General features: G+C 48.3%; 15 protein-coding genes and 2 tRNA genes. All 17 read right to left on the bottom strand.

Annotated elements, in window-relative coordinates; translation table 11 throughout:
* Positions 1-37: 37 nt before the first annotated feature.
* The 17 genes from rplW to truA all read right to left on the bottom strand — a co-directional run bounded on the left by rplW (position 38) and on the right by truA (position 14260).
* A complete protein-coding gene (gene rplW / locus DXA87_RS02640) occupies positions 38-337 on the bottom strand; it encodes a 50S ribosomal protein L23 (RefSeq protein ID WP_117470153.1) in 300 nt (99 codons plus the stop codon).
* Complete coding sequence (rplD, locus tag DXA87_RS02635) at positions 337-957, bottom strand: 50S ribosomal protein L4 (RefSeq protein ID WP_117470152.1); 621 nt, start codon at positions 955-957, stop codon at positions 337-339. Before rplD ends, rplW begins: the two co-directional genes overlap by 1 nt.
* 27 nt (positions 958-984) lie before the next feature.
* Complete coding sequence (rplC, locus tag DXA87_RS02630) at positions 985-1620, bottom strand: 50S ribosomal protein L3 (RefSeq protein ID WP_117503172.1); 636 nt, start codon at positions 1618-1620, stop codon at positions 985-987.
* Between the two features lie 222 nt (positions 1621-1842).
* Positions 1843-2160, bottom strand: a complete 318-nt coding sequence (gene rpsJ, locus DXA87_RS02625; protein ID WP_015553845.1) for a 30S ribosomal protein S10 — start codon at positions 2158-2160, stop codon at positions 1843-1845.
* A gap of 485 nt (positions 2161-2645) precedes the next feature.
* Complete coding sequence (locus DXA87_RS02620) at positions 2646-4043, bottom strand: S41 family peptidase (protein WP_117503171.1); 1398 nt, start codon at positions 4041-4043, stop codon at positions 2646-2648.
* A 134-nt stretch (positions 4044-4177) separates the two neighbouring features.
* Positions 4178-5410 (bottom strand): M23 family metallopeptidase, encoded by a 1233-nt coding sequence (locus tag DXA87_RS02615; RefSeq protein ID WP_117503170.1) that lies wholly within the window; start codon positions 5408-5410, stop codon positions 4178-4180.
* A gap of 13 nt (positions 5411-5423) precedes the next feature.
* On the bottom strand, positions 5424-6338 hold the full coding sequence (locus tag DXA87_RS02610) for a permease-like cell division protein FtsX (RefSeq protein WP_117503169.1): 915 nt from the start codon (positions 6336-6338) through the stop codon (positions 5424-5426).
* Positions 6328-7014 (bottom strand): cell division ATP-binding protein FtsE, encoded by a 687-nt coding sequence (ftsE, locus tag DXA87_RS02605; protein WP_015553848.1) that lies wholly within the window; start codon positions 7012-7014, stop codon positions 6328-6330. Before ftsE ends, DXA87_RS02610 begins: the two co-directional genes overlap by 11 nt.
* Positions 7015-7017: 3 nt before the next feature.
* The gene (locus tag DXA87_RS02600; RefSeq protein WP_015553849.1) at positions 7018-8106 is read right to left on the bottom strand and encodes a helix-turn-helix domain-containing protein; all 1089 of its coding nucleotides are present in this window, start codon (positions 8104-8106) and stop codon (positions 7018-7020) included.
* A gap of 217 nt (positions 8107-8323) precedes the next feature.
* Complete coding sequence (locus DXA87_RS02595; RefSeq protein WP_117503168.1) at positions 8324-9424, bottom strand: ABC transporter ATP-binding protein; 1101 nt, start codon at positions 9422-9424, stop codon at positions 8324-8326.
* Positions 9425-9765: 341 nt separating this feature from the next.
* Complete coding sequence (locus tag DXA87_RS02590) at positions 9766-10140, bottom strand: RidA family protein (protein WP_117503167.1); 375 nt, start codon at positions 10138-10140, stop codon at positions 9766-9768.
* Positions 10141-10162: 22 nt separating this feature from the next.
* Positions 10163-11005: a S1-like domain-containing RNA-binding protein gene (locus tag DXA87_RS02585; protein WP_117503166.1), complete on the bottom strand. Its 843-nt coding sequence runs from the start codon at positions 11003-11005 to the stop codon at positions 10163-10165.
* Positions 11002-11754: an acyl-ACP thioesterase domain-containing protein gene (locus tag DXA87_RS02580; protein WP_117503165.1), complete on the bottom strand. Its 753-nt coding sequence runs from the start codon at positions 11752-11754 to the stop codon at positions 11002-11004. Before DXA87_RS02580 ends, DXA87_RS02585 begins: the two co-directional genes overlap by 4 nt.
* Before the next feature lie 188 nt (positions 11755-11942).
* Positions 11943-12015 (bottom strand) — tRNA-Gln (locus DXA87_RS02575).
* A 43-nt stretch (positions 12016-12058) separates the two neighbouring features.
* Positions 12059-12131, bottom strand: a tRNA-Gln gene (locus DXA87_RS02570).
* A gap of 72 nt (positions 12132-12203) precedes the next feature.
* Entirely contained in the window at positions 12204-13493 is a 1290-nt protein-coding gene (locus tag DXA87_RS02565) for a hypothetical protein (protein WP_117503164.1), read from the bottom strand.
* Positions 13493-14260 carry a tRNA pseudouridine(38-40) synthase TruA gene (truA, locus tag DXA87_RS02560; RefSeq protein WP_117484616.1) on the bottom strand — a complete coding sequence of 256 codons (768 nt, stop codon included), beginning with the start codon at positions 14258-14260 and terminating at the stop codon, positions 13493-13495. The genes DXA87_RS02565 and truA overlap by 1 nt, the downstream gene beginning before the upstream one ends.
* Positions 14261-14342 lie beyond the last annotated feature (82 nt).

Below are 14342 nucleotides of genomic sequence, written 5' to 3'. Positions count from 1 at the left end.
TCGTATCGCGGCTTTGGTTGCCGCATAGTTTCAAAAATTACAGACCCTGGAAGATTTCGATATCTTTGCTGTCTGCTGTAAGCTTAACGATTGCTTTCTTAGTCTTAGCAGTCTTGCCTACTACCATGCCACGTCTGCGGTTCTTACCGTCAGCGTTCATTGTGTTTACGCTGTCAACCTTTGTTCCCGGGAACATTTTCTCAACAGCTTCTTTGATCATGGTCTTGTTTGCTTCCGGATGTACGAGGAATGTGTATTTCTTCTCGCTCATAGCGTTCATGCTCTTCTCAGTTACAACCGGTTTGAGGATTACGTCGTAGTACTGTACGTTTGCCATTATGCGTATACCTCCTCGATAGATGCTACAGCAGCCTTAGTAGCTACTACAGTGTTGTATTTCAGAATGTCGAATACATTGATTGTATTAACAAGGGAAGTCTTAACTTCCGGGATATTTCTTGCGGAAAGAACTGTGTTCTGATCGTTGTCAGCAAGAACAACAAGAGCCTTGGAAACTTTGAGGTTGTTCATAACAGCCTTGAAGTTCTTTGTCTTGATCTCGTCGAACTTTAACTCGTCAACAACTACAAACTTGTTCTCGTTTACTCTGCTTGTAAGAGCGGACTTAAGAGCAGCTCTCTTCTCTTTCTTGTTAAGAGTGATTGTGTAATCTCTCGGAGTCGGAGCGAATACCATTCCGCCGCCTGTCCACTGCGGAGATCTTGTGGAACCCTGTCTAGCGTGACCTGTTCCTTTCTGTCTCCACGGCTTTCTGCCGCCACCGGAAACCTCAGAACGTGTTTTTGCTTTCTGTGTTCCCTGACGTTTATTTGCAAGCTGTGCAACAACAGCCATGTGTACGAGATGCTCGTTCACTTCAACACCAAATACAGCGTCGTTCAGCTCGATTGTGCCAACTTCTTTACCTTCCATATTGTATACGGATACGTTTGCCATTTCTGTTTCCTCCTTTCCTGTAAAAGCTTATTTGTTAGCCTTTACTGTTTCCTTTAATGTTACTAAGGACTTCTTCGGTCCCGGTACAGCGCCTTTAACAAGGATCAGGTTGTTCTCAACGTCAACCTTGACAATCTCGAGGTTCTGAGTGGTAATCTTCTTGTTACCCATCTGACCCGGCATGCCTTTGCCCTTGAATACGCGGCCCGGAGTTGTTGCGGAACCATTGGAACCCTGATGACGATGGAATTTAGAACCATGAGCCATCGGTCCTCTGCTCTGTCCAAGTCTCTTAATAGCGCCCTGGAAACCTTTACCTTTGGAGATAGCAGTTGCATCAACCTTATCGCCAGCAGCGAAGATATCAGCTTTGATTTCGTCTTTTACGTTATACTCTTCAGAATTCTCAAAACGGAACTCTCTAACGAATCTCTTGTAAGATACGCCAGCCTTGTCGAAGTGACCCTTTACCGGCTTGTTTACAAGTTTCTCTCTCTTATCTACAAAGCCAACCTGTACAGCTTTGTATCCATCGTTCTCCTCTGTCTTAACCTGTGTTACTACACACGGACCAGCCTGAAGAACAGTTACCGGAACAAGAACGCCTTCATCGTTGAAGATCTGAGTCATTCCGACTTTTGTAGCTAAAATCGCTTTCTTCATTGTTTTTACCTCCTGTTACTAATCTACAGCGGAACGCAAAACAGAATTTACTGTGCGTTCATCCTAGAGCAGCCCAACATAGGTGGAACACTATGACATTACATATTGTAATGATGTTGATTCCCTTTCAGGATGAGTAGTGTTGCTTTTATATCAGAACCATTCAGGATTTCTAATTTTAGTGGCTACATTTCAGTAGCATGAAAAGTAAATATTTTTCAATTATTTATTTTTCATTTTGATGTCGATATAAACACCAGCCGGCATTTCCAGTCTGGACAGTGCATCTACTGTCTTCTGGCTCGGGCTTGCGATATCGATGAGTCTCTTATGAGTTCTCTGCTCGAACTGCTCTCTGGAATCTTTGTACTTATGAACAGCTCTTAAGATTGTTACAACCTCTTTCTTTGTCGGCAGCGGAACCGGACCACTCACCTGTGCTCCTGTTTTCTTTACTGTCTCGATGATCTTTCCAGCGGACTGGTCGATCAGCTGATGGTCGTAAGCCTTTAATGTGATTCTCATAACCTGACTTGCCATAAAAAAAGTCGCCTCCTTTTCGCACTTTTAATCGAAGTACGACAAGCGGTGACTGTACACGGTCTCGTGTGTATCATGCCGATTCACACGTTGTTACTGCCCCTTACCCTGAGCAGCTGTTAATTTGGTACAGTGACTTGTCGCCAGTTTCCTAACTTGACATTCGCTCCACGGAACACCTGCCATTCTCAGGCAGCAACCTCTCGTTTCAACGCTATCATGTCACAGCCAGATAAGAATAACACATCGAAATCGAAAAATCAAGCTTTTTTTGCTTATTTTTCAAGGGTTTTTTCAATTTGTGGATAACCGGCAGGAGCATGTTCAAATCATGGTTTTCCATGCACAGATTGAAACGAAAAAGAGGAAAAAGTACACTTCATATTAATTTTCAAGTGTCTTTTTCCTCTTTGATGAGCTGTATAATGCACTGTTTCTTCTATATATAATATAGTAGAAACGCAAATTTATCTGCCGGGCAGATTCTACTGCGCAGCCCCTGCTTCGTTCTCGATCTCCAGATTCTCCTTCACCTTCGCCTCAAAATCATCGTCCGCAGTCGCTGTCTCCCCGTTCTCTGCGGAGATCTTTTCATTTACGGCATCCACGCCTTCATCGAAGACCTCCAGAGCTGTCTGAAGCTGGTTGTCCTCATCCTTCGGGATCTCGATCTTTGACTTTAAGTCTTCGTCGAGAGCTACGGTCACATCCGGCTCAATGCCAAGTTTGTGGATGCACTCGCCTGACGGGGTGTAGTAGTATGCCGTTGTGAGCTTCAGACCGCTGCCGTCCGGCAGGTTGAAGATGCCCTGAGCGATTCCTTTTCCGAAGGTCTTCTCGCCTACAATCGTTGCCCAGGCATTGTCCTTTAAGGCACCTGTCAGAACCTCGGACGCACTGGCGCTTTCACCGTTTACAAGAAGAATGATCGGGACATCTACCTCATGTCCGTCATCGGAAGTATAGACGCTGTCATCGATTCCTTTTCCCTTGAAGCTTACAATGGTCTTTCCATCCGGAAGCAGGTAGTCCGCAATATCCTTCGCCGCCTGAACAACGCCGCCGCCGTTGTTTCGAAGATCGATGATCAGCTTGTCCATTCCCTTGGATGCCAGATCATCCACAGCGCTCTTAAACTGTTCAGAGCTTACCTCCTCAAAGGAAGAAAGTGAAATGTAGCCGGCATGATTATCCAGCAGTTCATACTCTACTGTTGGGTTCTCCACCATACGGCGCTCCACGTCCATCTCTACATACTCATCCGTGGACTGGCGGTACACAGTCAGATGAACCTTCGTCCCCTCCTCACCTCGGATGTGGTCACTGACGAGAAGAGACAGGTCCTCTCCGGTAGCCTCGATATCTTCTACTTTATAGAGGATATCTCCCGGCAGCATTCCGGCTTCCTGGGCCGGGGAGTTCTTGAACACCTTGACCGCTGTGATGATTCCTGTGTATACATTCTGGCTCACTTGTACACCAATTCCGCAGTAAGTTCCGGAAGTCTCCTCATTCAGGCTTGTGTACTCGTCCTTATCGTAATATACGGAATACGGATCGTTCAACGAGGACATGTAACCGCGGTAGATCCAGTCTTCCGCCGTTCCGTTCTTTGCCTGTTCTTCCTCCGTCATGTTCTCATCGAACAGGAAGTACTTATCGATCAGTGCCTCCATATACTGAAGCTTCGGCGTGATCTTGTTCATATCCAGCTGAGTGCCGGATGTCTCCGCGGTCTGTGTGCTCTGGCTCTCAGATGCACGCCTTCCTACGGTCCAGATCCCCGTTGCAACACCTACGACTGCAAGTCCGGAGAATGCTGTCACAAGGACTCCGACAAGGACGCCTTTCCAAAATTTATTTTTTGTCTCTTTCTCTTCCAATGTCTTTTCTCCTTCATCCCAGGGCAGCCAGATCTCATCCGATAAAAACTGTGCCAGGATCTTTATGTAAAAAGTCTACAGGTCATATTTCCCTGCATTCAGCACCGCAGGCTCTCTTTTCTGCCTGTCAGTCCCTACGGGCTCACATATTTCGTCGGATTCACATAGGACCCGTTCACCCGGACTCCGAAGTGGAGATGAGACCCGGTGGAGTATCCCGTCGAACCGACCTTCGCGATGGTCTGTCCCTTTTTCACACTCTGCCCCTGTGATACAAGCAGGCTCGATGCATGCATATAAACTGTATACACGCCGCCGCCATGGCTTATCATCACATAATTTCCTGCAGAAGAACTGTAAGTCGCGATCACGACCTCACCCGCAGCAGCAGCCACGATCGATGTTCCCGTCGGCGCGCTGATATCAATTCCCTGATGGTTCGAGGACGCGCCCTTCGTCGGGGATTTTCGCCCTCCAAAGCCGGAAGTAATCCGCCCGCTGGCAGGACACGGCCATGTAAAGCTAATGTCCCCAAGACTCACGGTTTTATACGTCTGTGCCGCCTTGTTTGCCGCTGCGGCCTTTTTCTTTTCTTCCTCGGCTTTCTTTCTCGCTTCCTCTTCCTTCCGCTTGATCTCTGCCTCGATGGACTTGATCTGGTTCTCCTGGGCCTCGATGGACTTCGCGTACTCGGAGATCTGTCCCTCCGCGGAGGCGATCTTCGTCTCGTAGTTCTGAAGCTCCGTCTGTTTTGCAGCCAGAAGCTTCTCCACGGACGCCTGTTTTGCCTCCGTCTCGTCCTGAAGCATCAGGAGCTCGGCATGTTCACTCTCTAAACTCTTTTCCTTCTCCGCGATTTTCTCCTTCGTAGCGGCATATTCATCGAGCTTCTGCCGGTCGTAGGACGAGATCTTTGTGATGTACTCCGCCTTGCTCAAGAGCTCCGAGAGGGAGCCGGACTCCATGAGTAGGTCCACATAGGTGCTGTCGCCCTTCTCATACATATATTTTATCCGCAGCTTCATGGATTCATACTGGCTTTTCTCCGTCTCCTTCGCCTCGGATAATTCCTGTTTCGTCGTATCGATCTGTTTTTCCTTCGCGTCTATGTCATCGCCAAGCTTTGAAAGCTCATTTCCGATGGACTCCAGGCTGGAATCCAGCTTTTTGACATAGGCCGTCGTATCGCTTTTAAGGTCTTCCAGGTTCTTTAGCTCCTGTTCCGTCTTCTTTTTTTCCGCCTCCAGCGCCGTCTTTTTGCTCTTCGCGTCACTCAATCCGCTCTTTGTCGCCTGGGCAGAAAGCGGTGTCGCAAGAACCAGGGCAAAGGACAGGACCGTAGCCAGAAATCTTCCTGATTTTCTCATATGCTGTCCCCTCCTACACGCGCAGCTCTTTGCGGATCGTAAAGAAGCTTACAAAAAATCCAAGTCCGCCGCCCAGCGCCAGGGCGATCGCCGCCATCATCGGATAGAAGGTTCCAAGCGGCAGGAACTGGATGATTCCGGAGAGAAGTTCAAACCGGTTCATCACATACTCCACCGTCTGTCGGTAGACAAAAAGCATGACCCCCAGCGGGATCGCCGCTCCGACAAGCCCCAGGATCGTTCCTTCTACCACAAATGGGGCCCGGATCATAAAGTTCGTCGCTCCGATAAGACGCATGATCCTGTTCTCGTTCTTCCGGAATTCAGCCGCAACGGAGATCGTATTGCTGATCAGGAATACCGCAACAGCCAACAGCATGGCGATCAGGACGCCGAACAGCAGGCCCAGGATCTTATTGAAGCTTGCAAGTCCCGTAGCCGCACTGTTGGAATAGTTTACTTTCCGCACACCATCAATACTTTCCAGGTATGCCACCATTCCATCCTGATCCGTAATATTGTTCAGGCGGATCTCGTAGGAAGAGGAGCCTGCAAGCGGGTTGTCATCCGCAAAACCTTCCGCTAAGGCTTCATCCTCACCGAAATACTCTGTCTTAAAGCCGTCCCACGCCTCCTCAGCGGAGACGAATTTTATCTCTTTTATCATTCCCGACTTGTCCGACTCGATCTTCGCGCCGATGTCTTTGATCTCGTCCTCCGTCAGGTTCTCATCAAAAAATACCGTGATTCCCATTGTGGTCTCCGCCATGCGGACCATATATTCGATGTTGGTGATCACGGAGAAAAATACGCAGAATAAAAAAATACATGCAGAAATGATCGCGGTCGACGCAAGGGAAAACCAGATATTTCTGCATATATTTACCAGTCCCTGCTTCATGCAGAACCAGAATGTGCTAATCCTCATAACGGTACCCACTTTCCTCCTCATCACAGACCACCATTCCGCGGTCGATCGTGATGACGCGTTTCTTCATCAGGTCCACGATCTCATGGCTGTGTGTGACAACGATCACCGTTGTTCCACGCCGGTTGATCTTCTCCAGGAGTCCCATGATCTCCATCGCATTGTGGGGATCCAGGTTTCCTGTGGGCTCGTCGGCAAGCAGGATCTCCGGGCGATTGATCAGTGCCCGGGCAATCGCCACGCGCTGCTGTTCTCCGCCGGAGAGCTGATGCGGGAAAAACTTATACTTGGAAGAAAGGCCTACCATCTTTAACATCTGCGGAACCGATTCCCGGATCGTCCGGCTGGACTCCCCGATCACCCGCTGGGCAAATGCCACATTCTCATAGACCGTCTTGTCCTTTAAAAGACGGAAATCCTGGAATACGACACCGAGACGCCGGCGATACTTCGGAACATATCTTCGCGGCATCTTTCTGAGGTCCATGTCATTAACGACAACACGACCGGAGGTCGGCTCCACTTCCTTCAAGAGGATCTTGATCAGTGTAGATTTTCCGGAACCGCTCCGGCCGGTTATGAAGACAAATTCCCCGTCATCGATGGTGATGTTCACGTCCTTCAGGGCTTTCGTACCCCTGTCATAGGTCTTTGTCAGTTTTGAAATTTCTATCATAATTTAGTAGTCCAGATTCTCCATGTACTTCATGTACTTTACAACCATCAGGGCAATTTTGAAGGTGATCGCATCCTCAAATACTCGCAGATCCAGTCCGGTGCTCTTCTGGAGCTTATCCAGACGATAAACAAGCGTATTTCTATGGATGTAGAGCTGTCTTGATGTCTCGGAGACATTCAGGCTGTTCTCAAAGAATTTGTTGATCGTTGTGAGTGTTTCCTCGTCGAACTCATCCGGGTTCTTTCCATCAAAAATTTCTTTGATAAACATCCGGCAGAGTGGAAGCGGAAGCTGATAGATCAGACGGCCAATACCGAGGTTGGAGTACGCTACAACGTTCTTGCTGCTGTAGAAGATCTTTCCGACATCGAGAGCCATCTTTGCTTCCTTGTAGGAACGGGAAACATCCTTGATCTCGCCAACGATGGTACCGAACGCGATGCGCACTTTGGACATCGCCTCTGTGTTCAGCATATCTAAAATCGTATTTGCTGTCTTCTCGAGATCTTCATAGGTCTCACCCGGTTTCACCTCACGGACAAGAATGATATTCTTCTCGTCGACTGCGGTGATAAAGTCTTTTGTCTTTGTGGAGAACAGGCTGCGCATGGTCTCCAGGGCATTCGTATCTTTCTCATTCTTTGTCTCGATCAGGAATACGACACGTTTTACATTTGTCTCGATATGAAGTTTCTTCGCCCGGTTGTAGATATCAACGAGCAGAAGATTATCAAGAAGCAGGTTCTTGATGAAATTATCTTTATCGAATCTTTCTTTGTAGGCCACCAGAAGATTCTGGATCTGGAATGCTGCCAGTTTGCCTACCATATACACGTCATCGCTGCCGCCTTTTGCAAGCAGGATGTACTCAAGCTGATGTTCATCAAATACTTTAAAGAACTGATAACCGGAAATCACCTGGCTGTCCGCCGGAGAATCCACAAACGCAAGTATGGAACTTTCATACTCTTCCGCATGCTCGAATGTGGAAGCCAGGACCTTTCCCTCCACATCACAGACGCACAGGTCAATTCTTGTAATCTCTTTCAGTCCTTCGATATTCGACTGTAAAATCTGATTTGAAATCATAGCGCCCTCTCCTTTTCGCAGTATGGACATATCCACATTTATTCTAATGCAAAATCACAAAAAAGAAAAGATTTTTTTTTGTATTTTTTACTAAAAAACATGGAAAAAGGCAGACCGGATTTCCCATCTGGAACCGGTCTGCCTGATATTTTGGTTATTCGTAACGATTCAGTACCTTCATATATTTCCTTACGGTCAGCGCAGCAAGTGCGCAGACCTACTGAACAGTTACAATAATTTTTTCTGTTTCTTTGTCGAAAAGGTACACATCATCTCCGGAGACCGCAAAGGACATTTTCTTTTCGGACGGCTTTTCACCGTCGGATGCTTTTGCAAGAAATTCGTTTTCTCCAACATGGAAACGGATGTATGTGGCATCCTCAATCTCCTCGCTGCCAAGAATGTCTCCGGTGATCTCACCCTTTCCATCTTCCGCCGGAACGATCTTTTCCGGTCGTACGCCTGTGAAGACTTCTTTTCCGACATAGCCGAGTTTCTTTAAAAGTTCAGCCTTTTCTCCGGAAAGCCGGATCTTTCCTGACGCAAACTTCAGAATAATATTTCCGTTCTCCTCCAACACCTTGGCAATGGAAAGATCCATTCTCGGTGTTCCGAAGAATCCTGCCACAAACAGACTCTCCGGATGGTCATAGATATTCTGCGCGGAGTCTTCCTGGCAGATCTCGCCCTCGTTCATGACGATCATTCTCGTTCCTAATGCCATAGCGGTCTTCTGGTTGTCCGTCGCGTAGATCACGGTAATTCCAAGCTCACGGTTGATATTTACGAACTCTTTTCTCATCAGTTCCTGGACATCCGGGTCTGCCTCCGCGATGGTGCGGTCCAAGAGCAGGATCCCCGGGCGGCGCATCAGGGCGCGTCCGAGAAGAACACGGTATGTATCCGCTGCCGAAAGTTCCTCCGGCATTTTTTCAAGGATTCCATCGATTTTCAGGATCCCCACAGTCTCATCCACTCTTTTCGCGATCTCGGCAGCCGGCATCTTTGCCATTCTGAGGGAGAATGTAAGGTTGTCCTCCACACTCATTCCAGGATAGAGCACGCTGTTCTTGAAAAGCATTGCGACGTTTCTCTCTTTCGGGTCCGCGTCCGTCATATCCATTCCATCAATCATCAGACTGCCGGAGGTAATCTCCTCCAGGCCGCCGATCATCCGAAGCAGTGTCGATTTTCCACATGCCGTCGGTCCCACCAGGATCAAAAATTCCCTGTCCTTCACTTCCAGATTGAAATCCCGGATTGCCTGCTGGTCACCCGGGAATGTCTTGTTGATATTCTTTAACGTTAAACCGGACATTGACTTCCTCCTGATCTGTATTCTTCATGGTTAACTGGAAAATTGCAGACTTAACCTATTTTTATATCGGTTGTATTCATCATACACAAATAACACTTGTTTTTCCATATGGTTATTCCACAAAAAAATTCCGTTTTTTCCATGCATATTCCATATAGTGAATTTAAGTTTTTGACAAATATACTCTTTTTTCATAAAAACAGGCAGGAAGATAGTTAAATCATTATCAAAATTGCCAAAAAGTGGCGGCTGTCCTTTTCTGACAGCCGCCGCTTAGGTTCCAAAAATTTCATAACTGCTAATTCCATTCACAGTCACACACAAATCCATTCCAGCCCCGCTTATTTTACAGCAATTGCCTCCATCTCAAGCAGAACATCCTTCGGAAGTCTTGCAATCTCCACGCAGGAACGTGCCGGGCAGTCTTTTTCGAAATATTTCGCGTAGATGCCGTTGATGATTGCGAAATCATCCATATTTTTGATAAATACACTTGTCTTTACGACCTGGTCGATGGATGTTCCTGCTGCCTCAAGAAGATTCTTCATGTTCTTCATAACCTGCTCCGCCTGTGCTTCGATTCCCTCCGGGATCACACCTGTCTCCGGATCTACCGGGATCTGTCCTGACGCGAATACGAAGCCGTTTGCCTCAATTGCCTGAGAATACGGTCCGATTGCTGCCGGTGCTTTTGTTGTGCTGATTACTTTCTTCATGTGATTGTCCTCCATATTTTCCTTATTTATCGATTTTTCGGATGCTCTTCTCCGTGATCTCGATCTTTCCTTCTTTTAATAAGTGACCTACCGCGCGCTTGAACGCATTCTTACTGAGTTTAAATTCTCTCGCGATAACTTCCGGTGATGCCTTATCGTTGAACGGTAAAACTCCGTCAAACTCTTCAATGACCTTCATGACAAGATCGGAGTCAGAAAAGATCTGGCTGCCTGCCTTGTCGCGTGTTGTGAGGTCAAGCTTTCCATCCCCACGGACTCTCGTCACACGGACGCGGACCTCATCGCCCACCCGGTATCCGGAAAAGAGTTCCTTTTTCGGAATCAGGCCGTGATAGATGCCATCGACTGCAACAAAGGCACCGATATCCGGATTGATCTCAAATACGAAGCCGTCCGCCTCGTCACCGGTGTGATACGGGGAGTCGCTTCTCAAATACTGGTATGCCTTCATAGTTGCGGCAAGGCGCCTGCTCTTATCGACGTAAAGAGCCACAAGGCACTTCTCACCTTTACGCACCTGATGGGTCTGCTCCTTAAACGGGAGAAGAAGGTCCTTTTCCAGTCCCATATCGAGAAACGCACCGATCTTGGAAACTTCCTTGACCTCAAGGACAGCCGTCTCACCGAGAGTCACCTTCGGTTTTGATGTGGTGGCGATCAGGCGGTCCTCAGAGTCCTTGTAGAGGAATACCTCCAGCTCATCACCGATCTTTGTTCCTTCCGGCACCTGTTTTTTGGGGAGAAGAACACCCTGGGCGTCCGCCTTGTCCCCGTCAGAAAGGTAAATTCCGAAGTCTTTCTCCTTGATCACCTTTAGTTTCTGAATTTTTCCAATTTCCATCATGTCTTTCGTCCTCCCGCAGCCGGATACTTTTGCGGCTGCGTCCTCTCTTTTAACTCAATATTCGCGAACACATCACCATTTGCATTGCAAAGAGATACGAGATGCGACATCCCCTCTCTTGCGCGCTTGACAACGATCTCGTCCCCGAGCACCGCCGCCTTCCGGTACTCTGCCCTGATCTCGCCGATCTCGGTTCCCGAAGGGACAAGCTCTCTCGCGATATCCACATACTGGGCGTTATTTACATGGAGATTTGTATCCAGAAGATGTTTCATGACCACCAGACGTCCAGTCTCTTCCATCTCCTTCGGCACGGCGATCTTTCGTCCCGCGTCCTCCATCTCGATCTTCGGATTAAATTCGCCGTACGGATCAGTATCCGCATCCGTAATCCTCATAGGCCGGCCAGTCTCCGTATTCATCAGGAACCAGTAGGAATTGGCTTTTACCAGATATTCTCCTTTTTCATCGAGGATTGCGAAATTTCTCAGCGCGTAAAGTCCCTTGACTGCATAGGGCCATGTCAGAACCTTGATCCGTTCCCCGAGGACCGGACGGCGTCCGATCACGATCTGCCAGGAGGACAAAAGCCACGCCTTCTTTTCCCGTCCAAGATATCCGATCCCGACGCCGGCATCCTCTGACTGCATCGTCGAGCAGTCCTGCATATAATTCATAATTCCGGTCAGGGACAGCTTCGCGTCAATATCCGTCTCGCTGTACCGGACCCGGCTGTTTAATTCGTACATAGTCTAACCTCATGTTGTTGTCTCAATCTGTCTCGAACTTCCCGCTCATAAACACGGGCCTTCAATGCTCAGATGTCTGTCAATGCAAACCGTCCTTTCGCACCACTACCTTAACACAAATGCCTGCCAAGCGCAAGAAAAAAGACCATTAAGCCTTGCATTCACAAAGATTAACAGCCTTTCGTTAGCTGGGCTACAAGGATTCGAACCTTGAAAATGACGGAGTCAGAGTCCGTTGCCTTACCATTTGGCGATAGCCCAATAATATGTGTCTGAAACACTTGGACAATATTTAGTTTTTAAACTGGGCTACAAGGATTCGAACCTTGAAAATGACGGAGTCAGAGTCCGTTGCCTTACCATTTGGCGATAGCCCAATGCATCAACAGGTTGTATTATAACGCAACGACTCTGATCCGTCAACTGTTTTTTTCAATTTTTTTACTTTTTTAATTCTGATTTTTCGGATTATCCGGATCTTCAAATCCCGGTCCCCTTAAGTACGCCGGTGTTTTCGTCTCCGGCGCCAGCGTTCCGGACGCGGCGGTAGTCTCTGTAACCGCTGCTGTTGTCTCCGGGGCTGTCGGCGGTGCAGTTTCCGGCGGCACAGTTTCCGATGCTGTAGTTCCCGGTTCCGCAGTTTCCGGTTCCGCAGTTTTCGGTTCCTCAGTTTTCGGCTCCGTAGTTTTCGGCTCCGCAGTTTTCGGCGGCACAGTCTCTGTCGGAGAGGTCCGGGAATTCGATGAATGCCGGTCTTTCTCATCCGGATCGCCCAGCTCCCTGTTCGTCTCCTGATCCACCCAGTCCACGCTCTCCCCGGCCTCCAGAGCTTTTCTCCGTCTCTGCATCTCGGAAAGTCCGTCATTTTTCGTGGATTCTCTCTCGTCACCCGTATCCAAAGCCGCAGATTTCTGTTCTGACACAGCTTCTGTTGTCTCTAAAGCTGCTGTCTCCTCCGTGGTCTCTTCGCTTGCTTTTTCGAAAGTTGTCTTTACGACCACCGGTTTTAAGGATATCTGATATTCCTGCTCATTGATCTCCCGGATCAGGCGTTTTGAGGAATACCCGGCAAGTTCTTCCTGCTTTCCTATCGTGATCCCCGGATTTTCCGAAAAAAGATGCTTTAAAAATTCTGCCTTCGTCACCGTGATCCCATATTTTTCCGCAATCTCCCGGGTTTTTGTGTCCTCTTCTGACTCAAACACATAGACCGTCGCCCTGGACTCCTTTTTCTGAAGCTCGGATTCCGTCTGCTTTTGCAGCTCTTTTACGATCTTTTCCGGTGACGCCTTTACTTCCGCGCCGGACTTCCGGACGGAGATCAGGATTCCCCCATCCTCTCCGAGACTGTTGTTATCCGCAAGCCTGTCAAAGATCTTCCCCACTGCGATTCCAAGGCTTTTCCCCTCAAACACGGTCATGGAGACTGCCTCATTTGATCTGGCCATCATTCCCTTTGCAGATAACACGGATCCCCGCCGGTTCATGGTAAATTCCATCATAATATCCGAATTTACTTCCATGATCAGTGACTCCTTCCGGTTCTTCCCCATCATCAGCACCGCCATCAGGCATACTGCTGCCGCGCAGATTGACAGAGCTCCTCCGGCCCGTCTGAACCACTTTTTCAGGGAGTCCATAGAGAATTCACCGTTTACGTCCATCCCGGCTTCCCGTAACTCCTGCTTCTTTTTCTTTTCCTTAACTGGCATGTCCTCATATTCTTTGTTCTGATTCATCATACCGTTTCCCTTTCGCCCTCATAGCCCACGTGGAGAAGGAATAATCCCTCGGGCGGAGCTGTTCTTCCCGCCATATCACGGTTTTTCGCTGCAATGATCTCTTTCATTTTCTCCGGTCTCCGCGTTCCACTGCCGACCTCCAAAAGCGTTCCCGTTAAGATCCGCACCATGTTATAGAGAAAGCCGTTTCCTGTATACAGGAATTCGAGCTTCGTTCCATGTTCCACGATCCGGATCTCATCGATCCGGCGCACCGTGCTTTTTTTCATTCTGCGGTTCGCGCAGAAGCTTTTGAAGTCATGTTCGCCGATAAGAAATTCCGCCGCCTGTCTCATCGCTTTCACATCCAGCTTCTTCCCGCAGCCATAGACATATTTTCGTTCGAATACGTTTTTCTTATCCCCGGTCTCCACATAATATCCATATGTCTTTGATGTGGCAGACAGGCGGCTGTGAAACCGTTCCGGCACAATCTTCGCAGAGAGGACCCTGATATCATCCGGAAGATACCGGTTCAGATATTCCCGTGCTGACTCTCCGTCCGGACAGATTTCCGCATTAATATGGAAATTAGCTACCTGACCTCTCGCATGGACCCCCGCATCCGTTCTTCCGGAGCCATGGACCTCTATCTCTTCTCCAGCCATTCTGAAAAGCACGTTTTCCAGTTTTCCCTGAATCGTATTGTCGGTATTTCCCTGTTTCTGCCACCCATCATACCGGCTTCCGTCGTATTCCAGAGTAATGCGGATATTATTCTTCATGATTGTTCCTTCCTGATCTCCAACTGAATGCGGCCCGTCACATTCAGATGTCCCCGCGGCCGCTTATTTTCTTTTAAACAAA

The organism is Desulfotomaculum sp. OF05-3 (assembly GCF_003435535.1).
GTDB classification, from domain to species: Bacteria; Bacillota; Clostridia; order Lachnospirales; family Lachnospiraceae; genus Pilosibacter; species Pilosibacter fragilis.
The sequence above is the reverse complement of the archived record's forward strand: the minus strand, read 5'-3'. Positions and strand labels throughout refer to the sequence as shown.

Excerpts from the sequence above, each read along its gene's own strand:
- rplW (WP_117470153.1), bottom strand. The coding sequence starts at position 337 with ATGGCAAACGTACAGTACTACGACGTAATCCTCAAACCGGTTGTAACT.
- rplD (WP_117470152.1), bottom strand. The coding sequence starts at position 957 with ATGGCAAACGTATCCGTATACAATATGGAAGGTAAAGAAGTTGGCACA.
- rplC (WP_117503172.1), bottom strand. The coding sequence starts at position 1,620 with ATGAAGAAAGCGATTTTAGCTACAAAAGTCGGAATGACTCAGATCTTC.
- rpsJ (WP_015553845.1), bottom strand. The coding sequence starts at position 2,160 with ATGGCAAGTCAGGTTATGAGAATCACATTAAAGGCTTACGACCATCAG.
- DXA87_RS02615 (WP_117503170.1), bottom strand. The coding sequence starts at position 5,410 with ATGAGAAAATCAGGAAGATTTCTGGCTACGGTCCTGTCCTTTGCCCTG.
- DXA87_RS02610 (WP_117503169.1), bottom strand. The coding sequence starts at position 6,338 with ATGAGGATTAGCACATTCTGGTTCTGCATGAAGCAGGGACTGGTAAAT.
- ftsE (WP_015553848.1), bottom strand. The coding sequence starts at position 7,014 with ATGATAGAAATTTCAAAACTGACAAAGACCTATGACAGGGGTACGAAA.
- DXA87_RS02600 (WP_015553849.1), bottom strand. The coding sequence starts at position 8,106 with ATGATTTCAAATCAGATTTTACAGTCGAATATCGAAGGACTGAAAGAG.
- DXA87_RS02595 (WP_117503168.1), bottom strand. The coding sequence starts at position 9,424 with ATGTCCGGTTTAACGTTAAAGAATATCAACAAGACATTCCCGGGTGAC.
- DXA87_RS02590 (WP_117503167.1), bottom strand. The coding sequence starts at position 10,140 with ATGAAGAAAGTAATCAGCACAACAAAAGCACCGGCAGCAATCGGACCG.
- DXA87_RS02585 (WP_117503166.1), bottom strand. The coding sequence starts at position 11,005 with ATGATGGAAATTGGAAAAATTCAGAAACTAAAGGTGATCAAGGAGAAA.
- DXA87_RS02580 (WP_117503165.1), bottom strand. The coding sequence starts at position 11,754 with ATGTACGAATTAAACAGCCGGGTCCGGTACAGCGAGACGGATATTGAC.
- DXA87_RS02565 (WP_117503164.1), bottom strand. The coding sequence starts at position 13,493 with ATGAATCAGAACAAAGAATATGAGGACATGCCAGTTAAGGAAAAGAAA.
- truA (WP_117484616.1), bottom strand. The coding sequence starts at position 14,260 with ATGAAGAATAATATCCGCATTACTCTGGAATACGACGGAAGCCGGTAT.